Origin of the sequence: Streptomyces sp. L2 (assembly GCF_004124325.1) — a bacterium.
Lineage (GTDB): Bacteria > Actinomycetota > Actinomycetes > Streptomycetales > Streptomycetaceae > Streptomyces.
The window spans coordinates 6,359,506-6,385,120 of record NZ_QBDT01000001.1 but is presented as its reverse complement, the minus strand read 5'-3'; the positions used below and the strand labels follow the sequence as shown (position 1 = coordinate 6,385,120).

The following is a 25,615-nucleotide window of genomic DNA, read 5'->3' as shown; positions in this document are numbered from 1 at the left end:
GGCGGGTCACCGGTGCGAGGTGTACTCCACGACCTGCTGGAAGGTGGGCCGGTTCTGCCAGCTGATGTGGCCGTGCTTGATGCCGCCCAGCGTGCGCTGGACGATCGAGTCGGCGCACCACTGGTCGCCGGCCGAGCACTGGTCGTCGCCCGGGTAGACCTGGGCGGCGGTCAGCCCGGCCGCCTGCTTCAGGGTGCCGATCAGTGCGTCGCGGCAGGCCCCGAGGCTGCCGCCGCCGCAGTACTTCTGGCCGAGGCCGCCCTGGACCGGCTCACCGAGCACCGCCCGGATGTCCTTGTCGACATAGCTCCACCAGCCGTACTGGAAGGAGCTTCCGGCGTGCGAGCCGGTCGGGCCGTGCCCGGCGGAGGGCGCCTCGTCCACGGACAGGTTGTTCGTGAACGCGGTGTACAGGTCGCTGCCGAGGCCCGGTTCGAACTCGGCCTTGACCAGCAGCGGCCACCAGGCGTCCAGGATGCGGACGGCGTCGGCGTTCGCGTAGGTCTTCGAACCCGCCGAGGTCTCGGTGCGCCTGGCACCGGCGCTCACCCACGCCTGGAGCTTCTTGACCGCGTCGACGGCCGTGGGGTCGGTCACCGGCGAGGAGCCGATCACCCGGAGCAGCTCCGGCAGCACGTCCTCGGCACGCAGGTCGGCGAGGGCCGCGTCGGCCATGGCCTGCACCAGTTGGGCCCGGGTGACACCGCCGGCCGCGACCAGCTTCTTCACCCGGTCGTCGAGGAGGTTGCCGCGGTGCACGGAGCCGTCGCCCCAGGACGCGGTCGTGTAGTCCTTGGCCTGCTTGTTGTTCCAGGAGACGTAGTAGTCCTGGTCGACGGAGTTGGGGTGGGCGGCGGGCGGGGTGTAGTCGGAGGTGTTGGTGGCCGGGTCCCAGTTCCGCCACTCGTACGCCGGACGCGCCCACACCGGGAACTCGGCGTCGACGCCGGACGCGCGGACCGGGTTGTCACCGCTGTTGTAGTACGCGGTGTGCTGGGAGTCGGCGTAGAACCAGTTGAACGTGTAGTTGATGTGCTGGGCCGCGCTCTGGAAGTCCTTCGGCCCCTTGACGTAGCCGGGGTCGTTCAGCATCTGGAAGCCGATGATCGAGTCGGCCTCGTGCAGGTACGAGGAGCGCAGCGTGGTGTAGGCGACCTTCTTGCCGCCGATGGTCGCGCGGTACTCGACGGGCCCGTACTTGGTGCGCCACACCCGCATGGTGTACGACCCGGCCGGCGTGCCGTCGGCCGTGGTCGGCTTCCAGGCGTTCTTCTGCTCGATCTCGTCCATGGCGGTGCAGGTGCCGTGGTACAGGTAGTGGTGGTCGTCCTGGCACAGTTCGACGGCGTAGGTGTCGATGATGTCCTGGCCGGAGGTGGTGGCGCTCCAGGAGTAGTCCTGGCCGCGGCCGAGTTCGACGTACATGCTCAGGCCGGCGAAGGAGGCGCCGCGGGCGCTGATGCCCGGGCCCTGTATCTCTTCCAGCATCAGCAGCTGCGGCGCGAAGTAGCCGGTCTGCGGCCCGAAGACGGCGATGGGGTGGCCGCTCGCGGTGTGCTTGCCGCTGACGACGAGCGCGTTGGACATGCCGCGCCGGGCGGAGCCGAGGGTGGCCTTGGCGGCGGTGCCGGAGGCCTTGGTGGCGCTCGTGGTGGCGGCGCTGCCGGTGCGGTCGTAGACCAGCGGTTCCTGGGTCACCGAGCCGGGGTCGGGCAGGGCCTCGCCCTGGGCGTCGGCCGGCCTGCCGCCGTAGGGGAAGCTCGTGTCGTGGACGGTGAGGACGGCTTCGGGGTCGTTGCGTTCGCGGAAGGCCTCCCAGACCCGGGTGCCCTCCTCGGTGCCGTACTTGGCCTGGGCGGCGAGCAGCGAGAGGGCGTTGTTGACCTCGCCCCCGCCGCCGGCGCCGAACAGTGAGCCGATCACGGAGGCGAGCGCGACCAGGTCGGTGACCTTGAAGTGCTCGATGGTGCCGGCGTTGGTGATCGGGTCCTTGTGGCCGGTCAGGTCGTACTCGCCGGGGAAGTAGCGGCCGCTGTCGGAGGCGTCGATGTAGGCGTTGACACCGGCGAGGTAGGCGTTGACGTCGCCGAGCGCCTGCTGCCCGCGCGCGCCCGCGTTGGCCACGGCGTTGTCGATCTGCGCCTGCAGGTCGGCCTCGGTGTAGGGGGCGTTGCGGTAGAACTGCTGCTCCAGGCCCTGGTTGGCGGGGGCTCCGCCGGCGAACGAGGTCAACTGGCCGCGGCCCACGTGCCGGAAGACGTCCATCAGCCACAGCCGGTCCTCGGCGGCCGCGTAGCCGGCGCCGAACTCGGTGCCGTACCGGGTGGTGCCTGTGATGTGCGGCACACCGGCCTTCTTGTCGCGGACGATCGTCACGTCACTGCGGCCGGCCGGCTTCTCGGTCGAGGCGACCTGGTCGGAAGGGACGCCGAAGGAGGCGTCGTTGAAGAAGTTGTTGATCTTCGCGTCGGTGAGCCCGGAGTAGCCGGTGGCCAGGTTCGCGTAGGGCCCGAGCTGGTCCTCGGCGTGCGCGGGTTGGGTGCCGAAGACCTGGTTGAGCAGGATCTGGGCGAGGGTGGCGTTGCCGTTCTCGCCGGGCGGCAGGATGTCCGAACACTGGCCGCCGCAGTAGTCGTTGGAGGCGGGCGCGTCGGCGGCTGCGGCCGTTCGGGTGAGCGGGGAGAGAAGTGCGGCTGTCAGTACGCATACGGATGCCGTCTTCAGGAACCCGGAGAGCTTGCGGGGAGTTCTCAGTCTGTCGGACAACACGTGGTGCGGGGTGCGCCATGGCATGGCAGCTCCTCCCGACGAGGGGTGGGGTGGCCGGATGTTACCGCCGGTATCCCCGGGATTGAAGATGAACATGCGTCACTTTTCCAAGGAGGTGAGGCCGGTGGGAGGCGGTCAACCCGCCACGCCTTATGGCAGGGCATCGGAAATCGGATGGAGCCGATGCGCTTCGTCGTACGTCTACTTGGCGACGGCGGAGTCCCGAGCCCGACAGCCGTACGGCGCCGCCGACGTGACGTGAGCGCATGACGCAGGTGTGGACGCAAGGTTAAGACGGAGGTGCAGGGCGATGGCCGGATTCCGAAGTCTGGCGAGACAGGTGCGCGACCCGCGGTGCGACCTGGCGCTGCGGCGCTACTCGCTGCGCAAGTGCCTTGAGCGGTTCGCCCCTTACGGGCACCGGGCGACCTGGGACCATCTGTGCTCCCGGGCCGGATTCGGCCCGGAGGACAGGTCCCCCGACCCGGCGCGGCTCGTGGCCGCACTGGAGGAGCTGGAGGAGGCACGGGCGGTGTGGCTCGCCTACGAGACCGACTTCGCCGAGCGCCGCAAGAAGGAGAAGCACGACGGACTGCGCCGGCCGGGCAGCGTGGACGACTGGCACCGCCTGACCTGGGGTGGATTCGGGGTGGCCTGGTGCGACAACCCGAAGGTGCACCCCGGTGAGCCGCTGGCGGAGGTGCTGCGCCGGCTGATCGCCGCCCTGGAGCGGGAACCGGGCTCGGGCTGCCCCGTGTGCGGCGGGGAGCGGCTCGTCTACCGGCACGGCCTGGACCACGAGCCGTCCTGCGGCCCGGTCTGCGCGGACTGCGGCATCCTCGTGCCGAGCCCCGTGCTCACGACCCAGGCCCTGACCTACGCCCGGCGCGGCCGCCTCCTGATGTCGGCCTGACCGGGCCGGGCGGCGCGACGGGCGCGGACGGCGCCGACCGCGCGAAGGACCGGGGGTGCGCCGGGGATGCCGCACCCCTGGTGGATCGGATCGGCACGCCACCAGCGGCAAAACCGGTCGCTCCAGCCCTTTGTGGTCCGGACGGTGGGGACCGAACGATCCCCTGTCCCGACCGGGAGAAGAGGCTGTCCCATGTCGACCCTGCGTGTCACCGCCGAAGTGCTGACCGTCCACGAACACCCGAACGCCGACGCGCTCGAACTGGCCCAGGTGGGCCTGTACCGGGCGGTGGTCGCCAAGGGGCGCCTACCGCACCGGGGACGCGGCCGTGTACATCCCGGAGCAGTCCGTACTGCCGGACGAGCTGATCGGTGAACTGGGGCTGACCGGGCGGCTGGCGGGCGGCGCGGCGAACCGGGTGAAGGCGGTCCGGCTGCGGGGTGAGCTGTCGCAGGGGCTGGTGTGCCGGCCGAAGGCGCTGGCCGGCGTGGATCTGACGCGGGCTGCCGCCGAGGGGACCGACTTCGCCGAGCGGCTGGGCATCACCAAGTGGGTGCCGCCGATCCCGACGACGATGGACGGGGAGGTCGAGCCGGCGCCCGACCTGCTGCCCTGGGTCGACATCACCACGCGCCCGCAGGCGAAATCGGCAGGGGCAGCGCCCCGTAAGGGCGCGGGGAACTGCGCGAGCGGCCACCACGCGCCCGCAGGCGAGACGGTACAGGGGGGCAGCGCCCCGTAAGGGCGCGGGGAACTGCGCGAGCGGCCACCACGCGCCCGCAGGCGAGACGGTACAGGGGGGCAGCGCCCCTCAGGGGCGCGGGGAACTGCGCGAGCGGCCACGACGGGGCTGGAAGTGGAGGCGGGGGGAAGTTCGGCGGGGCTGGTTGTGGACGGCGATGGCGACCGCGGATAGCATGCTAAGCAGTTGCTTAGATGATCCGAAGCGAAGCGAGAGGGCCGGGAAGAACATGGCAGCACCGAGGACCTTCACCTCCCCCGACGAGCTGAAGGCAGCCGTGGGCGAGCAGCTGGGCCACACCGACTGGGTGGAGATCGACCAGAAGCGGATCGACCTGTTCGCCGAGGCCACCGGCGACCACCAGTGGATCCACGTCGACCCGGAGAAGGCCGCACAGGGCCCCTTCGGGACGACCATCGCGCACGGCTACCTCACCCTCTCCCTGCTCCCCCTCTTCGCCCCCCAGCTGATCACCGTCGAGGGCGTGCGGATGGGCGTCAACTACGGCACGAACAAGGTCCGTTTCCCCGCCCCCGTCCCGGTCGGCTCCCGCCTCCGCGCCACCGCGGTCATCACCGGCGTGGAGGACGTCCCCGGCGGCGTCCAGGTGAGCGTGGCCTTCACCGTGGAGCGCGAGGGCGGCGACAAGCCGGTCTGCGTCGCGGAGTCGGTGTCCCGCTACTACATCTGAACTACATCTGAGGCCCGGCGGAGCCTACTTCGCCCCCACCATCCGCAGCACGAGGTCGGCATAGAGCGTGCCGACCTCGTCGGGCGTGCGGGGCCCGTTCACGGTGAACCAGCGGGCCACGTCGATGCACAGGGACAGCACCGCGAGGGTCGTGCCCTGGACGTCCAGCACGTCGAACTCGCCCGAGGCCACGCCGTCCTCGACGATGCCGCGCACCTCGGCGTCCACCTGCCGGCGCAGCGCGACGATCTCCGCGCGGGCCTCAGGTCCGAGCGCGTCCAGCTCGTACTGCACGACGCGTGCGGTGGTGCGCCGCCCGGCGTGCCAGCGGACGAAGGAGCTGACGGCGTCGGCCAGCCGCTCGGTCGCGGTGCCCTCGCGCCGCGCCGCCGTGCGCAGGATGTCGAGGGCCTTGTCGTGGCCGATGCGGCTGATCCGGTGGAGCAGCTCTTCCTTGGTCTTGTAGTGGATGTAGAGCGCGGCCGGGCTCATGCCGGCGCGGCCGGCGATGTCACGGGTCGTCGTGGCGTGGTAGCCGCGCTCGGCGAAGGCCTCCACCGCGGCGACGAGCAGCCGCCGGGCCGCGTCCGGGGTGACCTGTTCCCACGGCTCGACGTCGCCGCCGGTCGTCTCCTCGGCCGTACTCATCGCTCGCTCGCCCCTCTCGGTGACAGGACCTCCACCATACCGTTGAAGGTGAGCGCTCGCTTAGCCTGGACTACAGCTTCTCGAAGGGGTCGTGATCGGCGAGCAGCTTCTCCAGGCGGGCCTGGTCCACACGGCTCACGATCTGCCCGGCCTCCTGGCGGTCCCGGATGACCTTGGCGAGGGTGAAGGCGGAGGTGACCAGGTAGAGCACCGCGATGCCGAGGAAGCCGCGCACCCAGGCGTTGGCGCCCAGCTGGAAGATGCCCACGGCGGTGGCCGCGAGGGCGATGGCGAAGGACGCGACGGCCTGGCCGTAGAAGGCGGCCGTGCTCTGCTGTTTGACCGGTGTGTCACTCATGGCACCGATCATCGGCGGACGTGGCCCGCGCCACATCCGCCGAGATACTCACCCGGGATACTCAGGCGCGTACTCAGAACGCCGAGACCCCGGTCAGGGCGCGGCCGATGAGCAGCTTCTGGATCTGGCTCGTGCCCTCATAGAGGGTCATCACCCGCGCGTCGCGCAGGAGTTTGCCCGCCGGGTACTCGTCGATGTAGCCGTAGCCGCCGAACACCTGAAGGGCGTTGTTGGCGGCGCGGACGGCGGCCTCCGAGGCGAACAGCTTGGCCTTGGAGGACTCGACGGCGTAGGGCTCGCCGCGGTCGACGAGGTCGGCGACCCGCCAGGTGAGCAGCCGGGCGGCGTCCACGTCGACGGCGATGTCGCTGATCAGCTCCTGCACGAGCTGGTGCCGGGCGATCGGCTTGCCGAACTGCTCGCGCTCCCCCGCGTACCGGACGGCCGCGTCCAGGGCGGCCTGGGCTATGCCGACGCAGCCGGCGGCGACCGACATCCGCCCCTTGGCCAGGGCCGACATGGCGACGGAGAAGCCCTTGCCCTCCTCCCCCAGCATCGCCGAGGCGGGCACGCGGACGTCCTCCAGCACCAGTTCGGCGGTCGCCTGGCCGCGCAGTCCGAGCTTGCCGTGGACGGTGCGGCGGGTCAGGCCGGGGGTGTCGGTGGGGACGAGGAACGCGGTGACGCCCTTGTGGCCGGGGGCGTCGGTGGAGCGGGCGAAGAGCAGGACGACGTCGGCCCAGGTGCCGTTCGTGATGAACATCTTGGTGCCGTTGAGGACGTACTCGTCGCCGTCGCGTACGGCCCGGGTGGTGAGGTTGCCGGCGTCGGATCCGGTGCCGGGCTCGGTGAGGCCGAAGCAGCCGACGTACTCGCCGGCGGTCAGGCCGGGCAGCCACCGCCGCTTCTGCTCCTCGGTCCCCCAGGCGGCGATCGACTTGGCGACCAGACCGAGCGAGACGGACACGATTCCGCGGACCGAGGAGTCACCACGGCCCAGTTCCTCGGTGACCAGGCAGTACGCGAGGTGGTCGCCGCCGGAGCCACCATACTCCTCGTCGATGGTCAGACCAAGGAAACCGACCGCGCCGAGTTTCTTCACGATGCCGCGGTCGACCTCCTCCGTGCGGTCCCAGGCGAGCACGTGCGGGGCGATCTCGCGTGCCACGAAGTCCCGGGCAAGCTTCCGTACGGCGGTCTGCTCCTCGCTCAGCTCCAGGTTCACCACGCGATCACCTCACACCCACATTTAAATTAGCACTGCTAGTTTCCTTGTCCAGCCCTACTATGTGCGCCATGGCCCGACCGCGCAAGCCCCTTCTCAGCACCGACCGGATCGTCGAGACGGCACGGGAACTGGTGGACGCGGAGGGCCTGGCGGCCGTCTCCACGCGCCGGCTCGCCGCCGAGCTGGGGGTGAGCGGGCCGTCTCTGTACAACCACTTCCGGACCAAGGACGAGATCCTGGAGGCGGTCGCGGACTCGGTGAGCGCGCTGGTCGACCTGTCGATGTTCGAGGGCCAGCGGGACTGGCGGACCGCGCTGCACGACTGGGCGGTGTCCTACCGGGCGGCCCTGCGGGACCATCCGAACATCGTCCCGGTCCTCGCGCGCGGCCCCGGCCGCCGCCCGGCGGCGCTGCGGCTCGCGGACGCGGTGTACGGGGCGATGGTGCGGGCGGGGTGGCCGCCGGCCCAGGCCACGTCCATCGGGGCGCTGATGCGGTACTTCATCATGGGCTCCGCGCTCGGTTCGTTCGCCGGGGGGTTCGTCGACGACGCGAGTGCGTACGATCCGGCCGACTATCCGCACCTCGGGCAGGCGCATCTGCTCGCGGAGCAGCAGGAGAAGATCGACGAGAGGGCCTTCGAGGCGGGGCTGGCGGCGTTGCTGGAGGGGTTGGCGCAGCAGTACGAGGTCGACCGGCAGAGCGTGTGACCTACGGCCGGTTCGGGTCGGTGTGTCGAGTGCGGGCACGTCGTGGCTCGTCGCGCAGTTCCCCGCGCCCCTTACGGGCGCTGCCCCGCCTGCGGCGTTTTTCGGCCGCGGGTCCGTCGTGGTTGCTCGCGCAGTTCCCCGCGCCCCTTACGGGGCACTGTGCGAGCAACGGCGCTTTCGGCCGCGGGTCCGTCGTCGCTGCGGGCACGTGGGCGTTGGGCGGCGCCCGCCCTGCAGCGGCCCTCCTACGTAGCTGCGGGCATGCGTGCCGCTTGGGGCGGCACGGGTGGGCGCAGCGGCAACCGGCCAGCGCCGGTGAGTGGGATCCGCTCCCGCCCGGCCTCGTCGCCGGGGACCGTGTCGGAAATCCGCCAGCGGTGGGGCGGCGTGGGCGCCTAGCCTCGGGGCATGGATGTCATCCCGGCCAGGCAGCGGCTGCTGCCCCTCGGCGCGGCCGCCGTCACCGTGGTCCTGTGGGCCTGCGCGTTCGTGTCGATCCGCAGTGCGGGGGACACGTACTCGCCGGGCGCGCTCGCGCTCGGGCGGCTGCTCGCCGGGAGCCTCGTGCTCGGGGCGATCTGCCTGGTACGGCGGGAGGGATGGCCGCCCAGGACGGCCTGGCGCGGGATCGGGCTGTCGGGCCTGCTCTGGTTCGGGGTGTACATGGTCGTCCTGAACTGGGGCGAGCAGCAGGTGGACGCCGGCACCGCCGCCCTCGTCGTGAACGTCGGCCCGCTGCTCATCGCCCTGCTCGGCACCCGCCTGCTCGGCGACCCGATGCCGCCGAGGCTCCTCGCGGGCATGGCGGTGTCCTTCGCCGGGGCGGTGACCGTCGGCCTGTCGATGTCGTCCGGCGGCGGTTCCTCGGTGCTCGGTGTGCTGCTGTGCCTGCTCGCCGCCGTGGGCTACGCCTTCGGGGTCGTCGCGCAGAAGCCCGCGCTCGGCCGGGCGAGCGCGCTGCAGGTGACGACGTTCGGCTGTCTCGTCGGCGCCATGGTGTGCCTGCCGTTCACGGGACAGCTGGTGCACGAGGCGGCCCACGCCCCCGCGTCGGCGACGCTGAACATGCTGTATCTGGGCGTCTTCCCGACCGCCCTCGCGTTCACGACGTGGGCCTACGCGCTGGCGCGGACGACCGCCAGCCGGATGGGCGCGACGACGTACGCCGTACCCGCCCTGGTGGTGCTGATGTCCTGGCTGGCGCTCGGTGAGGTGCCGGGCGTGCTGACGCTGGCCGGCGGCGTGCTGTGCCTCGCGGGCGTGGCCGTCTCCCGCTCCCGGGCGCGTTCGGCACGGCCCGCCGGGGCGACGGCCGAGGAGCCGCGCCCCGAGCGGGTCCGCTGACCCGGACCCTCAGAACACCACCAGCGCCCGGCCCCCCTTGCCCGCCAGCATGTTGTCGAAGGCGGCCGGGATGCCGTCCAGGGCGATGCGGTCGGTGACGAGGGCGGAGAGGTCGAGCCGGCCCGCGCGGACGTGTTCGGCGAGGACGGGCAGGTCGCGGGCCGGGTCCGTGTTGCCGTACACGCAGCCGGACAGGGTGCGGCCCCAGTGGAAGATCTCCAGGGCGTTGAAGGAGACCTGCTCCTCCTTGGCGCCGATGCCGACGACGGTCGTACGGCCGCCCCGGCGGGTGGAGTCCCAGGCGGCGCGGATGCTGACCGCGCGGCCCACGCATTCGACCGACACGTCGACGCCCTGTTTGCCGGTGAGGGCGCGGATCTCGCGCGGGGTGGTGTCGGAGGCGACGACGTAGTCGGTGGCGCCGGCCGCGCGGGCCAGTTCCTCCTTCTCCGGGGAGACGTCGACGGCGACGATCCGGGACGCACCCGCGATACGGGCCGCCTGGAGCGTGGCGAGGCCGACCCCGCCGACGCCGAACACGGCCACCGTCTCGCCCTCACGGACCTTCGCCGAGTGGTGGACGGCGCCGTAGCCGGTGAGGACGGCGCAGCCGAGGAGCGCGGCGTCGACCAGCGGCACGCCGTCCGGGAGGGGCAGCACGCAGGACGCGGCGACGACCGTCTCCTCGGCGAACGCGGCCACGTTCAGGCCGGGGTGCAGGTCGGTGCCGCCGGTGGTGCGGGCGTAGACGTCGGCGGCGCCGCTGAGCGCGCTGGCGCACAGCCAGACCTCGCCGAGCGCGCAGGCGTGGCAGGAGCCGCAGGAGGGCGCCCAGTTGAGGACGACCGGGTCGCCGGTGCGGACGTGGGTGACTCCCTCGCCGGCGGCGACGACCGTGCCGGCGCCCTCGTGGCCGAGGACGGCCGGGACCGGCACCCGCATGGTGCCGTTGGACAGGGACAGGTCGGAGTGGCAGACGCCGGCGGCGGCGAGGCGGACCCGGACCTGTCCAGGGCCCGGGTCGGGCAGCTCGATGCCGGTGATCTCCAGGGGGGCGCCGATGGCGGGCAGGACGGCGGCACGTACGGCCATGACTCGCTGACTTCCTTAGAACTGGAGGGACTTGGTCTGGAGGTACTCGGCCAGTCCGTGCGTGCCGAGTTCCCGGCCGACCCCGGACTGCTTGTAACCGCCGAAGGGGGCGAGCGGGTTGAACCGGCCGCCGTTGATGTCGACCTGGCCGGTGTCCATACGGCGGGCGAAGGCGACTGCCTCGGCCTCATCACCGGCCCAGACGGCGCCGGCGAGGCCGTAGACGGTGCCGTTGGCGATGCGCAGGGCGTCGTCCTCGTCGGTGTAGCGGAGGATGGACAGGACGGGGCCGAAGATCTCCTCCTGGGCGATGGTCATCTCCGGGGTGACGTCGGCGAAGACGGTCGGGCTGACGAAGTAGCCCTGCTCGCGCGGGGATTCGGGGCCGCCCGCGGCCAGGCGGGCGCCCTCGGCGACGCCTTTCTCGATGTATCCGCGGACCCGGTCCCGCTGTTTGGCGTTGACGACGGGGCCGATCCGGTCGCCGTACTTGGCGGCGGCCGCGGCGGCCAGTTCGACGGCCTCGTCGTACCGGTCGGTGTGGACGAGCATGCGGGTCCAGGCGCTGCACGTCTGGCCGGAGTTGGACATCACGTTGGCGACGCCGACGTTCACGGCCTTGGCGAGGTCGGCGCCGGGCAGGATGACGTTGGCGGACTTGCCGCCGAGTTCGAGGGCGACGCTCTTGACGGCGGCGCCCGCGATCGCGCCGATCCGCCGGCCGACGGCGGTGGAACCGGTGAAGGAGACCAGGTCGACGCCGGGGTGCTCGGCGAGGGCCTGTCCGGCGACCGGGCCGAGGCCGGTGACCAGGTTGAACACACCGGCCGGGACGCCCGCCTCGTGGACGGCCTCGGCGAACAGCTGGGCGGTGAGGGGGGTGTCCTCGGCGGGCTTGAGGACGACGGTGCAGCCGGCGGCCAGGGCCGGGGCGACCTTGGCGACGATCTGGTGGAGCGGGTAGTTCCACGGGGTGATGGCGCCGACGACGCCGACGGGCTCGTGCAGGACGGTGGAGTTGCCCGCCTTCTCCTCGAAGGAGTGGGTGGCGGCCAGCTCGGCGTAGGAGCCCGCGACGGCGATCGGGACGCCCGCGTGCACGGCCTGGGAGAACTGCAGGGGGGCGCCCAGTTCGGCGGTGACCGTCTCGGCGATCTCGTTCTTGCGGGCGACCAGGACGTCCCGCAGGGCGGTGAGCCGGGCGGCCCGCTCGGCCGGGGGTGTGGCGGCCCAGCCGGGCAGGGCGGCGCGCGCGGCGCGTACGGCGGTGTCGACGTCCAGGGCGCCGCCGGCCGGTACCCGGCCGATGACCTGCTCGTCGGCCGGGTTCACCACCTCGATGACGTCCCGGCTCTCCGCGGGGCGCCAGGCGCCGTCGATGTAGAGGCCGTCGTGTGCCTTCATGCTGCTTCCTCCCGGCAGGTCTGCGTCGTCCGGCACACAAACTAGCGGCGTTAGTTTTTGTGCGCCAGAGCGACCTGTCCGCCGGGCCGGGCGGCGGCCCGGCGTACCGGGACATCATCACGGTACCGGCGGCGGCTCACTCCTCCAGGTCGGGCAGCCGGGCCGGGGCCGGGCAGATCCGTTCGCCGTGCTGGTCGAAGACGAAGAGGTGGGCCAGGTCGACGAGGAGCGGGACCTGCATGCCGTGGCGCAGCTGGATGTCGGGGGTGGTGCGCACGACCAGGTCGCCGGGGAGCCGGCCCTCCGGCGGCGCGGGCTCGGGCAGGTCGTCGACGGGGTGATCCAGGACCCCCACCGGGCCGGCCCGCAGCGCCCCGGCCCGTTCCCTCAGCCGGTCCAGCACGCCCGCGCCCTCCCTGCGCCGCCGCCGGGCGGGCCGGGACGCCGGGCGCGGGGCCTCCAGTTCGGGGACGACGGCGGGGCTGGAGCCGGTGTTGAAGTGGACGAGGATCTCGTGGCCCTGGAACTCCACGTGCTCCACCAGCCCGGTCAGCGGCACCTCGCCGGGCCGGGCGGAGCTGTGCGGTGGGGGTCCCCCCGCGCGAGCGAAGCCGAGCGTGGGGGAGATGCGCACCGCCTCCGAGCGCAGGCCCACGATCACCTCGCGGCCCTGCTGCACCCGAAGCAACTGGTGGTCCAGGGAGAGGGGTTCGGGCAGCTTCAGGTACTGCTTGCCGAGACTGATGGTCATGGCCCCGTCCAGCGGGGCACGGACCAGGCCGCGCAGCAGGTTGATGCGCGGGGTGCCGATGAACGCGGCGACGAAGACGTTGCGGGGCAGCGCGTACACCTCGCGCGGGCTGCCGACCTGCTGGAGCACGCCGCCGCGCAGGACGGCGACCCGGTCGCCGAGCGACATGGCCTCGGCCTGGTCGTGGGTGACGTACACCGTGGTGACGCCCAGCTCGCGGGTGAGCTGGGCTATCTCGGCGCGCAGGTGGTTGCGGAGCTTGGCGTCGAGGTTGGACAGCGGCTCGTCCATGAGGAAGGCGGAGGGGTGGCGGGCGATGGCCCGGCCCATGGCGACGCGCTGCCGTTCCCCGCCGGAGAGCTGGCCGGGGAAGCGGTCGAGGAGGTCCTCGATGCCGAGCATGCGGGCGGTGGCGTCGATACGGGGGCGCGGGTCGGCGTTCGGCGCCTCGATGCGCAGCGGGAAGCCGATGTTGTCGCGGCTGGTCATGCTCGGGTAGAGGGCGAAGTTCTGGAAGACCATCGCGATGTTCCGCTCCGAGGGCTGCCAGTCGTTGGCGTACTCGCCGTCGAGGAGCAGGGTGCCGTCGTCGATCTCCTCCAGGCCGGCGATCATCCGCAGCACGGTGGACTTGCCGCAGCCGGAGGGGCCGAGCAGGACGAGGAACTCGCCGGGCGGGATGTCCAGCGAGATCCGGTCCACCACGCGGGGGCCCCGAGCGTAGGACTTGCTCACGTCGTGCAGAGAGATGGCGCGTGTCATGGCTGCTGCCCCCGGGGGCTGTCCGGAGCGCCGCTGCTCCGTGTGTCCGAAAGCCTCGTGCGGGTCGTACGGGGCCCGTGCGTCACGGAAGTTAACGGACGGTGCCCGCGCGAGGGAAGACATGGGGCCACATCGGGCACATGGGTGCATGCGGCACGGAACACAGCTTCCGGCATCCCGCCAGGTCAGGGGCGGCTACGGCGACCGCCCCCGGCCCTGACGCCGTGAGCGGTGTCGAGCCGGGGGGCCGGGGACGACGGCCGGGCCTCGCCGCCTCCCCGGCTCTTCCCCGGCGGCAGGCCGAACCCGCGCGCCGCCTCCGGCAGTGGCCGAGACCCACCGGCTCGGCCGCACCCGGCCCGGCCGGGGCGGCGGCACCCTGAGCAGCGCACGGGCCGCCACCGGCCGGCGGCGGGGACCCGCACGACAGCCCGAGCCCCCGCCCGCGGCGGAGACAGCGGCATCGCCGGGCCCAGCCGGACTCCCCGGTACCGCCCGGGCGCCGGCCCGCAGCCGTGAGGCGAGGCCTGCGGCGCTCCCCCGGCCCCGGTGCCCCTTGGCCCGGTGCGCCGCTACTTCGTCGCCGTCAGATGGGCGAAGACCACGACGTTGCTGGTGTAGCCGGTGCGGCGGCTGTAGAGGCCGCCGCAGGTGAGGACGCGGAGTTCGGGACGCTTCGAGGCGCCGTAGACCTCCTTGTCGGGGAAGCCGGCCTTGTCGTAGACCTTGACCCGGTCGACGGTGTAGACGGCGGTACGGCCGTCCGCGCGCCGGACCTCGATCGGCTTTCCGGGTTTGACCTGGGCGAGGCCGGCGAAGACCGCGGGCCCGGTCATGGTGTCCCGGTGGCCGACGGCGACGGCGGTGCCGGACTCGCCCGGGGTGGGTCCGCCCTGGTACCAGCCGACCAGCTTGGGTTTGCCGAGGGGCGGGGTCTCCAATTGCCGGTCCTTCTCCAGCTTCACGCCGATCACCGGCGCGTCGATGCCGAGGGACGGGATGCGGAAGGACACCGGCCGCGACCGGGGCATCGGGCGGACCGGGGACGCGCTGGAGGCAGGCGCCGTACGGGCGGGCGCCGCAGGAGCGGGCGCGGCGTCCGCGTGGTCCGCGCCGCGCCCGTCGGAGCGGGCGGAGCCGGGGTGGACGCCGGCCGCCGCCACCGTGCCCGGACCGCCGGCCGCCTCGGGGGCGACCGGACGGTGGCGCGCCTCGCACCGGACGCCCATGACGACCATGACGACCGTCAGCAGGGCGGTCCGGGCGAGGCGGTAGGCGCGCCTGGGGTGCCAGGGCCTGCGTCGGCGCCTACGCGGCGCCATCGGGCCGACGGCGGACCAGCCGGACGTAGGCGACGCCGCCGACGGCGAGCAGTCCGACGGCCGCCGCGCCGGCCACCGGCGAGTACGCGGCCGCCCGGTCGACGAGGCCGCCGCCGCCCGCGTGCACGCCGCCCTTGGGGCCGTCGTGGTCGTCGCCCTGACCCCACGCGGCGTCGTCACGGTGGTGGTCCTCGATCCGGCCGGGGCCGTTCTCGCCCCTGTGCTGCTTGTCGTCATGGCAGTTGACGCGGAACACCTTCGACTTCACGGCCGGAGGCGTGCCGACGGTCCAGGTGATCTTGTACTGGCCGTCCGCGAGACCCAGCGGGTCGGTGTGCCCAGCCCCGCCGGCCAGCTGGATGGTGCCGGAGACGGTCGCGGCAGTGGGCAGCGGGGGCTGCGGCGTGATGGTGTACACGACACTGGGGAGCGTGTCGAAGTTGACGGCCTCCAGGTAGAACCGGCAGACGACCGGATCGTCCTTGGCCGACCCGGTGAGCGCGGTCCCGGTGACATGCCGCTCGTCGTGGACCCGGATGTCGCCGTTCTCCCCCGCCGCGGAGGCCATCGGTGCCGCCACCCACGACGCGCCCGCCGCGGCGAGGGCGGTGAGGACGACGGTGGCGCCCGCGCGGGTGCCGTAGGAACGTGGAAGTGACAGGCTGGGCATGCGAGCTCCTCCGGTTAGACGATTTTCATACAAATCGCTCTTCGGGTGGACTCTCTTTCATGAGCCCCACGGAGTGGCGGTATCCGCGCCCAACGCGCCGTCAGATATCGCCCGTGCGGCGCAATGCCGGCCCCTTCGACCGCCGTCCGGCAGCCGGCCCGGGCGCCCCGCCACCGCCCGGCGAGCGCACGGCCACCCTCGACGACACCAGCAGCAGCGCGCCGAGCAGCAGGAACGGCGCGGCCGCTCCCGCCGCCCCGGCGACCAGGCCCGCCGCGGCCGGGGCGGCGACCTGGCCGAGCCGGTTGCCGGTCAGCCGCAGGGCGAGCGCGGTGGACCGGGCCCCGGCGGAGGCGGCCTGCACGACCGTCGTCATGGACAGCGGCTGGCCCACGCCGAGGCAGAACCCGAGCGCGCCCAGCATGAGGCCGAGCGCCCACACCGGCACCGGCAGCACGACCCCGGCGCACAGCAGGGCGGCGAGGAAGCAGGTGAGCGTGAGCAGCGCGGGCCGGCCGAGCACCCGCAGCAGCGGGGTGAGGACGAGCCGGCAGGCGATCGTGGCCCCGGCGCGCCGGCTGAGCAGCAGGCCGATCAGCGACGGCGCGATGCCCCGGTGCTCGCCGACGACGGGGAGGTAGGCGGTGAGGATGTCGGTGGCGGACAGCACGGACAGGCTGATGAGCATGCCCGCGGGCACACCGCGGGCCCGCAGGATCCCGCCGACCGGCACCCGTTCACCGTGCCGGGGGCGGGAGTTGAGGGCCGTACGGTTCTCACGGTCCTCGACGCGCCACAGCGAGGTGACCGCGGCGCCGCGCCCCCTCCCGCCACGACGAGGGCGAGGGCGCTGCTGCCGGCCAGGTCCGGGCCGCCGATCACTAAGCCCGCGGCGAGGGGTCCGGCGAGCTGGCCGCGCGAGGCGCCGATGGTGAAGTGCCCGAAGTCACGGTCCTGTTCGTGCGGCGCGGACTGCCGTGCCACCAGTGACTGGGCTCCGATGACGAAGCAGAGGTGCCCGAGGCCCATCACCCCGCTCCACAGGGCCATCGCCCACAGCGAGCCGGCGAGCCCGCTCAGCACGCAGCCGCCCGAGATGAGCACGACCCCGGCGGGCAGCAGCGGCGCGCACCTGCCGTGGTCGGTGCGACGGCCGAGCGGTACGGCGGCGAAGAGCGGGAGCAGGGCGTACACGCCGGCGATGACGCCCACGGCGCGTTCGTCCGCGCCCAGCGCGAGAGCCCGGTAGGAGACGGCCGGCCGGGCCATCGACACCGCCCCCTGCGCGAATCCGAAGACGATGACGAGGCGGAGCAGCCAGCCGCGGTGCCTACCGGACCCCATGGTCGTGTCCTCCCGGAACGGTCAGATGATGGCGAACAGGAGTCCGGCGCCGAGGATCAGCGCCGAGACGAGGACGGCCCACTTGACGACGAACCGGGTGTGGTCGCCGAACTCGACCTTGGCCATGCCGACCAGGACGTACACGGCCGGGACGAGCGGGCTGGACATGTGCAGCGGCTGTCCGACGAGGGAGGCGCGGGCGATCTCCAGCGAGGAGACGCCGTGCGCCTGACCCGCCTCCGCCAGGACCGGCAGGATGCCGAAGTAGAAGCCGTCGTTGGACATGAAGTACGTGAGCGGGATGCTCAGCACGCCGGTGACGAAGGCCATGTGCGGCCCCATGCCGCTGGGGATGTTGTCCACCAGCCACGTGGCCATGTGGTCGACCATGCCGGTGCCCTGGAGCACACCGGTGAAGACGGCGGCGGCGAAGACCATGCCGGAGACGTTGAGAACGTTCTCGGCGTGCGCGGCGATGCGGGCCTTCTGGTCCGGCATGTGCGGGAAGTTGACGGACAGCGCGGTCGCGGCGCCGAGCAGGAACAGCACCGGGATCGGCAGCCACTCCATGATCATCGCGGTGAGCAGGACGACGGTCAGCAGCGCGTTGAACCAGTACAGCCTGGGGCGCAGGGTGGGGCGGTCGGGGTCGAGGCCCTGGAAGGCGGAGTTCTCCTCGGGACGGTCGGGCAGATCCGCGCCGGCGCCGGAACCGCCGCGCGTCCGGGCCGCCTTGCCGGCACCCGCAATCTCACCCTCGCCCTTGCTGCCCGTGCCGGCGCCGACCAGCACCGCCTCCGGCTCCGTTTCCGTCTCCGGCTCCGCCACCAGCACCTCGTCCAGCGTCAGCACGCCGAGCCGCTTGCGTTCGCGGCGGCCAAGGACGTACGCGAGGACGAGGACGCCCAGCAGACCGACCGCGAGGGCCGGGATCATCGGGACGAAGATGTCGCTCGCGTCGAGCTTCAGCGCGGTGGCGGCGCGTGCGGTCGGACCGCCCCAAGGCAGCGTGTTCATCACGCCGTTGGCCATGGCCGCGACGCCGGTCATCACGACCAGCGACATCTTCAGGCGCTTGTACAGCGGGTACATCGCCGAGACCGTGATCATGAAGGTGGTCGAGCCGTCGCCGTCGAGGGAGACGATCGCGGCGAGTACGGCCGTACCGACGACGATGCGCAGCGGATCGGCCTTGCAGAACCTCAGGATGCCCCGGACGACCGGATCGAAGAGGCCGACGTCGATCATCGTCCCGAAGTAGACGATCGCGAACATGAGCATCGCCGCGGTGGGCGCGAGACCGGTGACGCCGTCGATGACGTAGTCGCCGAGCTTGGCCCCCTTGCCGACGAGGACCCAGAACAGCGCCGGGATCAGCACGAGCGCCGCGATCGGCGACATCTTCTTCAGCATGATCAGGACCAGGAAGGTCGCGATCATGGCGAAGCCGAGGATGGTCAGCATGAGTGGATACCTAACGTTCGCCCGTGGACAGCCACCAGGGCCGGCGGTGCGACGACGTTAGGTCTGTCAGAACGGCGTTAACAAGACGTTGCCGTGCGAACAATAAGCGCAGAATTGCAGGTCACAGCTTTGCTCAGGTCACAGGGCTGAGCTTTTCGGCCACGGGGGCCTCCGGGACCGCCGGGACCGCCGGGGCCGCCCCGGGGGCCTCGGGGGCCGCGCTGACGGCGACGGGCACGCCGTTGAGGACCGCGTTGCCCGACAGCGGGTCGAGCAGGCTGCCGTCGAGGAGCTGGTTGACGTTGACGCCGGGGACCGTGGCGGCGTGGCCCTGCCGGGTGCCGGGGCGGTCGTGGCCCCAGCCGTGCGGGAGGCTCACCACGCCGGGCCGGACCAAGTCGGTGACCTCGGCGGGCGCGGTCACCTCTCCCCCGGCGCCCTTGACGCGCACGGGTGCGCCGTCGCGTATGCCGAGGCGTTCGGCGTCCCGCGGGTGGATGTGCAGGGTGCAGCGGTTGGTGCCGCCGGTCAGCGCGGGGACGTTGTGCATCCAGCTGTTGTTGGAGCGCAGGTGCCGGCGGCCGACCAGGACGAGTCCGGCGGGGCGCTCGGCCAGGGCGGCGCGCAGCCGGGGCAGGTCGGCGGCGATCGGCGCGGGCAGCAGCTCGACCTGGCCGCTCACCGTCTTCAGCGGCTGGGGCAGGCGGGGGCGCAGCGGGCCGAGGTCGATGCCGTGCGGGTGGGCGAGCAGCCGGTCGAGGGTCAGCCCGTCGGGCCGGGCGCCGAAGCCGTCGCCGTAAGGGCCGAGGCGCAGCATCAGGTCGAGGCGCCGCTCGGGGCCGGTGTCGCCGGTGAGGAGCGCGGCGAGTTCCCGGGGATCGCGGCCGTGGACCGGGGAGTGGGGTTGCTGGACGGCCTGGGCGAGGGTCTGGTCGATGACCGTCGTGTCGACGGCGGCGGGGTCGGCGCCGTGCATGCCAGTGGCGGCCAGGATCAGCCGGGCGAGGATCTCCGTCTCGGCCATCCTGCCGGGCTCCAGCGGGACGGCGGGGCGGGTGTAGCGGACCTGGTTGCGTACGGCGAGGGTGTTGAACGCGAAGTCGTGGTGCGGGCTCTGCGAGGGCGGCGGCGGGGGCAGGACGACGTCGGCGTGGCGCGAGGTCTCGCCCAGGTAGGGGTCGACGGAGACCATGAAGTCGAGGGATTCCAGGGCCTTGTCGAGCCGGTCGCCGTCGGGCGCGGAGAGCACCGGGTTGGCCGCGACGACGACGAGCGCGCGGACGGGCTCGCCGTCCTCAGTGGCGGTGTCGATCTCCTGGGCGAGCGCGGACAGCGGCAACTCGCCCTTGGCCTCGGGGAGTCGCCGGACCCGGGAGTGCCAGCGGCCGAGGGCGAAGCCGTGGCCGGGGCCGGCCGGGCGGGGCGTCCTGTCGGTGGCGGCCTGCGGGAAGAGGGCGCCGCCGGGCCGGTCGAGGTTGCCGGTGAGGATGTTGAGGACGTCGACCAGCCAGCTGGCGAGGGTGCCGTGCGGGACGGTGCAGCTGCCGATGCGGGCGTAGACGGCGGCGGCCGGGGCGGCGGCGAGGTCGCGGGCGAGCGCGCGGATGGCGGCGGCGTCGACGTCGCACGGTTCGGCGACCGCTTCCGGTGTGAACTCCCGCAGGGCGTCCCGCACTTGGCCGACCCCCTGGACGTGCGGGGCGAGGTCGCGGAGGTCGACGAGGTCTTCCTCGAACAGCACGGTGACCATGGCGGCGAGGAGGAGTGCGTCGGCGCCGGGCCGGACGGCGATGTGCAGGTCGGCGAGCCTGGCGGTGCGGGTGCGGCGCGGGTCGATGACGGTGAGCCGGCCGCCGCGCGCCTTGAGCGCCTTCAGTCTGCCGGGGAAGTCGGGGGCGGTGCACAGACTGCCGTTGGACTCCAGGGGGTTGGCGCCGATGAGGAGGAGGTGGCCGGTGTGGTCGAGGTCCGGCACCGGGATGGCGTTGGCGTCGCCGAAGAGCAGTCCGCTGGAGACGTGCTTGGGCATCTGGTCGACCGTGGAGGCGGTGAACAGGCTGCGGGTGCGCAGCGCGCCGAGCAGGACGGGCGGGTAGAGCGCGCCGGCCATGGTGTGCACGTTGGGGTTGCCGAGGACCACCCCGAGGGAGTCGGGGCCGTACCGCTCGACGACCGGGCGCAGACCGGCGGCCACCGCGTCGAAGGCCTCCTCCCAAGTGGCCTCGCGCAGGACGCCGTCCGTGCGGACGAGGGGGGTGCGCAGCCGGTCGGGGTCGGAGTCGACGGCGCCGAAGGCAGCGCCCTTGGGGCAGATGAACCCCTTGCTGAAGACGTCCTCGCGGTCGCCGCGGGCCCCGGTGACGCGGCTGCCCTCGACGGTGAGGGTCAGCCCGCAGGTGGCCTCGCAGAGGGGGCAGATGCGCAGGGCGGTGCGGGACACGGGTCCTCCCCTAGGGTTCGGCGGCGCCGCGCGCGGGCACGGGCGGGCTCGGAAGGGGAGCATACCGACCGGTAGGCATGGAGGGGAGCCCCCTGAGCCGGATCCACCCGACGGCCCCTGCCGTCACGGCCGCCGGCGTCACGACCCCTCCCGTCACGGCCGCCCGCGTCACGACCCCTCCCGTCACGGCCGCCCGCGTCACGGCCCCTCCCGTCACGGCCGCAGCCCGCCGGCCGCAGCCCGCCTGCCGGCGCTCGCTCAGTCGAGGACGCGTCCCAGATACGCCCGCAGCAGCTCGCGGGTCTCGTCGATGATCCCCGCGTCCCCCTGCGGGTCCACCCGGAAGGCGAGCTGGACCAGACTGTCCGCGCTCTCCACGGCGACCAGGAAGACGCGGCGCAGATCGGGGTCGGAGGTGCGGCCCAGGTAGTCGGCGAGCAGCTCGGTGAGGCGGTCGGCGACCCGGGTGTTGGGCTCGCTCTTGCGGGCGCCGACCGGGATCTGGTTGCCGAAGTCGATGAGGGAGAACCCGGGCGCGGTGCGCTTCATCGCCAGGTACTCGTCGAGCACGGCGTCCATGGCGGCCCGCCAGTCGCCCTGCCGGGCCTCCCTCAGCCGCTCGGTGACGCCCTCGGTGTAGCGCTCCAGGTTCCGCTGGGCGAGGGCGTCGGCCATCTGCCGCTTGTTGCCGAAGAAACGGTAGACCGAGCCGATCGGCACCCCGGCGCGCTGGGCCACCGCCCGGGTGCTCAGGGCGTCGTAGCCGACCTCGTCGAGGAGGCCGGCACAGGCGTCGAGGATCCTGGTCAGCCGTTCGGCGCTGCGCCGCTGGACGGGCGCGCGGCGGAGGGATGTCGCGTGGGGCACGGACTTCATGATGCCTTTCCGCCGGGAACCGGTGTACCTCGCCCCTCGGTACGCGCCCGGACGGCCCGGGCACTCATTTCGACGCGGACGGCGCCGGCTGTTCCGTCTCCGCGCCGGACGCGGTGATGTCGGCGGTGTTCTCGACCGGCTTGCCGTGGACGGCCCACACCGTGCCGTCGTCGGCGTAGAGCCGGGCGGTGACGTGGTGGGTGCCGTGCGGCAGGAGGCTCAGGTGGTGGGCGGGGGTGCGCAGCCGGGAGACCCGGTGGCCGTCGACGAACAGGTACGCGAGGCCCCGGTGGGCGGCCGGGCGGGCCGCGGTACCGGCCGGGGAGAGGCGGAAGTGCCGCAGCCGCAGCCGCACCTTCCAGCCGCCCGCCGGGTCGGGGGCGACCTCGATGCCGACCTCGGGTGCGTCGTCCTTGCCGACCTCGCGCAGGTGGCGCCCGCTCTCGTCGGTGTCGTCCAGGACCTTGCCCACCGGCGAGGCCGACGGGCTGCCGCCGCCCCGCGCCGCACCGGTCCCGCACCCTCCCGCGCCGAACGGCAGCAGGAGGCACACCGCGCCCGCGGTGAGCAGCCCTCTCGTCCATGACCTCCACGCCATAGCCCGGGAGCGTAGAACAACGCCGCGCCGGCCGGATCCCCCTGAAGTCTGGTTCTCGCCGTCCTCACGAAGGAGACCATGGGGCCCTCTTGCGCCCGCCCCCACGTATTCCTACGGTGTTCCATAGGAATGCGGAACGCAAGCACGCAAGGGAGCGATGATGAGCGGGGACGCACGGAAGACCGCCGAGGGACTGTCGTACCTCTCCGGGTTCGGCAACGAACACGCCTCGGAGGCGGTGCCCGGAGCCCTGCCCGAGGGACGGAACGCGCCGCAGCGCGCGCCGCTCGGCCTGTACGCGGAGCAGCTGAGCGGCACGGCGTTCACCGAGCCCCGGGCGCACAACCGCAGGTCCTGGCTGTACCGCATCCACCCGTCGGCCGCGCACCCCGCGTTCCGGCGGATGGACAACGGCGCGCTCCGCGGCGGCCCGTTCACCGAGACGGTGCCGGACCCGAACCGGCTGCGCTGGAACCCGCTGCCCGAGCCGGCCGCCGGGACCGACTTCCTGGCCGGCCTGTGGACGCTCGGCGGCAACGGCGACGCCACCCAGCGCAACGGCATGGCCATCCACCTGTATCACGCCAATTCCTCGATGGAGCGCGTCTTCTCGGACGCCGACGGCGAACTGCTGATCGTCCCCGAGCGCGGCGGTCTGCTGCTGCACACCGAGTTCGGCATGCTGCACGTGGAACCCGCGCACGTGGCGCTCATCCCGCGCGGGGTGCGTTTCCGGGTGGAGCTCCTGGACGACTCCGCGCGCGGCTACGTCTGCGAGAACTACGGCGCCTCGTTCCGGCTGCCCGACCTCGGCCCGATCGGCGCCAACGGCCTCGCGAACGCCCGTGACTTCCGGGCGCCCGTCGCGGCGTACGAGGACGTGGCCGGCCCGGTGGAGGTGGTCAACAAGTTCTGCGGCAACCTCTGGACGGCCACCTACGACCACAGCCCGCTGGACGTCGTCGCCTGGCACGGCAACCACGTGCCCTACGTGTACGACCTGCGCCGCTTCAACGTCATCGGCAGCATCTCCTACGACCACCCGGACCCGTCCATCTTCACCGTCCTGACCTCCCCGTCGGACACCCCGGGCCTCGCGGGCGTCGACTTCGTGGCCTTCGCGCCGCGCTGGCTGGTCGGCGAGGACACGTTCCGGCCGCCGTACTTCCACCGGAACGTGATGAGCGAGTACATGGGCCTGATCGAGGGCGCCTACGACGCGAAGGCCGAGGGATTCGTGCCGGGCGGCGGCTCCCTGCACAACATGATGTCGGCGCACGGTCCGGACCGGGAGACGTTCGACAAGGCGAGCGCGGCCGAGCTGAGGCCGCAGAAGATCGACGACGGGCTGGCGTTCATGTTCGAGACGCGCTGGCCGGTCACGCTCACCCCGCACGCTGCGGGCGCCGAGCACCTCCAGCAGCGCTACGACGACGTGTGGCAGGGCCTGGAGAAGCACTTCCGTCCGTTGCACTGACCGCCCTCGACAGGTACGGATAGCCCGTGACCTCCTTCGCCCCGGACTCGATCGTCCTGAACCGCAAGCTGCCCCTCTGGTACCAGGTGTCGCAGTCGCTGCGCGCCTCGATACTGGGCCGCTCGCCGCAGGACCCGCTGCGCCTGCCCACCGAGGAGCGGCTCGCCGAGCACTACGGCGTCAGCGTGCTGACGATGCGGCAGGCGCTGAAGGAACTGGAGGACGAGGGGCTGATCAGCAGGCACCGGCGGCGCGGCACGTTCATCGAGCCCGACGCCCGGCGCGGCGCCCCGGTGCGGCTGCTGGGTTCGGTGGACGCCATCGTGGCCCAGCAGTCCGGCATGACAAGTGAACTGCTCGACCACGGGCGGGCCCCGGTGCCGGCGCATCTCGCCGAGCACTTCCCGGATCTGACGGAGGTGGCGACGTACCACCGGCTGCGCTGCGACGAGAAGACGGGCGAGCCGACGAACCACGCCGTCAACCACGTACGGCCCGAACTGGCCGGGCGCATCGACCTGGACGATCTGGTGCGGTGGCCGATGACGAAGGTGCTGCGGGACGTGGTGGGGGCGGACATCGGCAGGATCACCGACACGGTGGAGGCGAGACTGGCCGACCCGGAGACGTCCCGTCTGCTGGAAGTGCCGCTGCTGAGCCCGATCCTGCACTACACCGGGGTGACGTACGACGGCGCCGGGCGAGTGCTGGACGTGGCGGTCATCCAGTACCGGGGGGACCGCTTCTCGTTCACGGTGACGCTGGAGGCGTGAACGTTCCGCTGTCGTAGCATGCCCTGCGTGACGTACGACGACGATGCTCCGCTGCTGGCGGACCTCATGCCGTGGTCCGTCGCACCGTTGCGGGTGGGGCGGGGCTGGCCGGTGGGCCCGGACGTGCGGTCGCTGAAGGCTCGCTGGGACGCGCTGCTGAAGGCCGAAGTGGCGGATCGCGAGGCGCTGTTCGAGCCCAGCCGGTCCCGTACGCCGCACTCCGCCGTGGCGCGGTTGCCCGGTCAGGGCGGTGGCGGGACGGAGCGGCTGGTGCGGGCCGCGGGGCCCTGTGCCGAGCCGGTGCGGGTGCTGGCGGCGCCGTTCGACGAGCAGTGGTTGATCCCGGACCACCGGCTGGTGGACACGGCCCGGCCGGAACTGTGGCGGGTGGCGGACGAGCGGCAGGTCTTCGTGGTGGAGACCCCCGACGACGTACCCCTCCTCGCGACCTCCCGCCTGCCCGTCCTGCGCCTGGGCACCATCCGACCGCTGCACCGCCGGCCGGGCGGAGCGGAACCGAACCTGGCGCCGGGCCTGCTGGACCTTCTGGCCGCCCGCCTCGGCACCCGCCCGTCCCCGGTGGACGTGCTGGCCTGGATCCTCGCCGCGACCCGCCCCGATCTGACCGTGCCGCTCACCGAGGATCCGGAACTGTGGGCCTCGGGAGTGGAGCTGGGCCGCCGTATGCTGTGGCTGATGCGCCGCGACGGCGAACGCCCCAAGCTGCCGGGCGGCCGGCGCCCCTACGTCCGCGCACCTTTGCCGGCCCGCCCTCTCACCCTCGACTACGACCGCGACGAGGAGACCCTCCTGCTCGGTGAGGGCCGCGTCTCCCCCGTCCCGCCGGCCGCCTGGGACTACGAGGTGGCCGGCGCCCGGGTCCTGGAAGCCTGGTTCACCGCCCGCACGGCCCCGGCCGCTCCAGGCACCCTCGCGGCGATCCGCCCACCGTCCTGGCCCCAGACCTGGACCTCGGAACTCCTGGAACTGATCACGGTCCTCGCCCTGCTCTCGGACGTACGGAAGCGCCGAGCGGACCTGAAGCCGACCGCACCGATCACGGCGACGGACCTGCGCCGGGCCGCCATCCTCCCCGCCCCCGCCACCTCCCACCGCCCGGCCTCGGTCCTGGACCACCCGGAGGAAGGCCCCGAAGGCCAGTTCGCCCTGCTGTAGAGGACAGCCACCCCTCCAACGGCGGCCAAGCCCAACGCGCCCCAAAGGGGCGCGGGGCTCTGT

At 72.7% G+C, this 25,615-nt stretch carries 20 protein-coding genes and 2 pseudogenes; 8 read left to right on the top strand and 14 right to left on the bottom strand.

The annotated features are described in order from the left end of the window. Positions 1-6 precede the first annotated feature (6 nt). Entirely contained in the window at positions 7-2,793 is a 2,787-nt protein-coding gene (locus tag DBP14_RS28570; protein ID WP_129309973.1) for a penicillin acylase family protein, read from the bottom strand. A gap of 286 nt (positions 2,794-3,079) precedes the next feature. Between DBP14_RS28570 and DBP14_RS28565 the strand changes: the two genes are divergently transcribed. From DBP14_RS28565 to DBP14_RS28555, 3 genes and pseudogenes are all read left to right on the top strand, one after another. Beyond that, the gene (locus tag DBP14_RS28565; protein WP_129309972.1) at positions 3,080-3,682 is read left to right on the top strand and encodes a hypothetical protein; all 603 of its coding nucleotides are present in this window, start codon (positions 3,080-3,082) and stop codon (positions 3,680-3,682) included. A 192-nt stretch (positions 3,683-3,874) separates the two neighbouring features. Continuing rightward, positions 3,875-4,307 (top strand): annotated as a pseudogene (locus tag DBP14_RS28560) (RNA ligase (ATP)); the annotation flags it as partial. Between the two features lie 346 nt (positions 4,308-4,653). Then, entirely contained in the window at positions 4,654-5,115 is a 462-nt protein-coding gene (locus DBP14_RS28555) for a MaoC family dehydratase (protein ID WP_129309971.1), read from the top strand. 24 nt (positions 5,116-5,139) lie between these two features. Here DBP14_RS28555 and DBP14_RS28550 read toward each other — a convergent pair whose 3' ends face one another. From DBP14_RS28550 to DBP14_RS28540, 3 genes are all read right to left on the bottom strand, one after another. Continuing rightward, positions 5,140-5,763 (bottom strand): TetR/AcrR family transcriptional regulator, encoded by a 624-nt coding sequence (locus tag DBP14_RS28550; protein WP_129309970.1) that lies wholly within the window; start codon positions 5,761-5,763, stop codon positions 5,140-5,142. A gap of 70 nt (positions 5,764-5,833) precedes the next feature. Beyond that, positions 5,834-6,121, bottom strand: coding sequence for a YiaA/YiaB family inner membrane protein (locus DBP14_RS28545; protein WP_129309969.1), 288 nt, complete (start codon positions 6,119-6,121; stop codon positions 5,834-5,836). Positions 6,122-6,194: 73 nt separating this feature from the next. After that, entirely contained in the window at positions 6,195-7,346 is a 1,152-nt protein-coding gene (locus DBP14_RS28540; RefSeq protein WP_129312136.1) for an acyl-CoA dehydrogenase family protein, read from the bottom strand. A gap of 71 nt (positions 7,347-7,417) precedes the next feature. Here DBP14_RS28540 and DBP14_RS28535 point away from each other — a divergent pair, with 71 nt between their 5' ends. Both DBP14_RS28535 and DBP14_RS28530 read left to right on the top strand, forming a co-directional pair. Beyond that, entirely contained in the window at positions 7,418-8,059 is a 642-nt protein-coding gene (locus DBP14_RS28535; RefSeq protein WP_129309968.1) for a TetR/AcrR family transcriptional regulator, read from the top strand. A 408-nt stretch (positions 8,060-8,467) separates the two neighbouring features. Continuing rightward, on the top strand, positions 8,468-9,403 hold the full coding sequence (locus tag DBP14_RS28530) for a DMT family transporter (RefSeq protein WP_129309967.1): 936 nt from the start codon (positions 8,468-8,470) through the stop codon (positions 9,401-9,403). A 9-nt stretch (positions 9,404-9,412) separates the two neighbouring features. Here DBP14_RS28530 and DBP14_RS28525 read toward each other — a convergent pair whose 3' ends face one another. The 10 genes and pseudogenes from DBP14_RS28525 to DBP14_RS28475 form a co-directional block, all read right to left on the bottom strand. Beyond that, complete coding sequence (locus DBP14_RS28525; RefSeq protein ID WP_129309966.1) at positions 9,413-10,495, bottom strand: Zn-dependent alcohol dehydrogenase; 1,083 nt, start codon at positions 10,493-10,495, stop codon at positions 9,413-9,415. A 15-nt stretch (positions 10,496-10,510) separates the two neighbouring features. Next, positions 10,511-11,899, bottom strand: coding sequence for an aldehyde dehydrogenase family protein (locus DBP14_RS28520; RefSeq protein WP_129309965.1), 1,389 nt, complete (start codon positions 11,897-11,899; stop codon positions 10,511-10,513). A gap of 136 nt (positions 11,900-12,035) precedes the next feature. Beyond that, positions 12,036-13,412: an ABC transporter ATP-binding protein gene (locus DBP14_RS28515; protein ID WP_129309964.1), complete on the bottom strand. Its 1,377-nt coding sequence runs from the start codon at positions 13,410-13,412 to the stop codon at positions 12,036-12,038. 572 nt (positions 13,413-13,984) lie between these two features. Next, complete coding sequence (locus tag DBP14_RS28510) at positions 13,985-14,734, bottom strand: class F sortase (RefSeq protein ID WP_129309963.1); 750 nt, start codon at positions 14,732-14,734, stop codon at positions 13,985-13,987. Next, complete coding sequence (locus tag DBP14_RS28505; RefSeq protein ID WP_129309962.1) at positions 14,721-15,404, bottom strand: hypothetical protein; 684 nt, start codon at positions 15,402-15,404, stop codon at positions 14,721-14,723. Before DBP14_RS28505 ends, DBP14_RS28510 begins: the two co-directional genes overlap by 14 nt. A gap of 100 nt (positions 15,405-15,504) precedes the next feature. Next, positions 15,505-16,748, bottom strand: a pseudogene (locus DBP14_RS28500) (MFS transporter). A gap of 21 nt (positions 16,749-16,769) precedes the next feature. Then, positions 16,770-18,212, bottom strand: a complete 1,443-nt coding sequence (locus tag DBP14_RS28495) for a citrate:proton symporter (RefSeq protein WP_129309961.1) — start codon at positions 18,210-18,212, stop codon at positions 16,770-16,772. Between the two features lie 133 nt (positions 18,213-18,345). Beyond that, the gene (locus tag DBP14_RS28490) at positions 18,346-20,652 is read right to left on the bottom strand and encodes a molybdopterin oxidoreductase family protein (protein ID WP_129309960.1); all 2,307 of its coding nucleotides are present in this window, start codon (positions 20,650-20,652) and stop codon (positions 18,346-18,348) included. A 258-nt stretch (positions 20,653-20,910) separates the two neighbouring features. Then, positions 20,911-21,528 carry a TetR/AcrR family transcriptional regulator gene (locus DBP14_RS28480; protein ID WP_129309958.1) on the bottom strand — a complete coding sequence of 206 codons (618 nt, stop codon included), beginning with the start codon at positions 21,526-21,528 and terminating at the stop codon, positions 20,911-20,913. Positions 21,529-21,592: 64 nt separating this feature from the next. Next, entirely contained in the window at positions 21,593-22,126 is a 534-nt protein-coding gene (locus tag DBP14_RS28475) for a hypothetical protein (RefSeq protein WP_129309957.1), read from the bottom strand. 160 nt (positions 22,127-22,286) lie between these two features. On the opposite strand from DBP14_RS28475, the gene hmgA reads away from it, so the two are divergent. From hmgA to DBP14_RS28460, 3 genes are read left to right on the top strand one after another with little or no spacing between them, the layout of a single operon-like run. Further along, on the top strand, positions 22,287-23,603 hold the full coding sequence (hmgA, locus tag DBP14_RS28470) for a homogentisate 1,2-dioxygenase (RefSeq protein WP_129309956.1): 1,317 nt from the start codon (positions 22,287-22,289) through the stop codon (positions 23,601-23,603). Between the two features lie 26 nt (positions 23,604-23,629). Then, positions 23,630-24,376, top strand: coding sequence for a GntR family transcriptional regulator (locus DBP14_RS28465; protein ID WP_129309955.1), 747 nt, complete (start codon positions 23,630-23,632; stop codon positions 24,374-24,376). Between the two features lie 18 nt (positions 24,377-24,394). Further along, positions 24,395-25,552: a type ISP restriction/modification enzyme gene (locus DBP14_RS28460; protein ID WP_206739372.1), complete on the top strand. Its 1,158-nt coding sequence runs from the start codon at positions 24,395-24,397 to the stop codon at positions 25,550-25,552. Positions 25,553-25,615 lie beyond the last annotated feature (63 nt).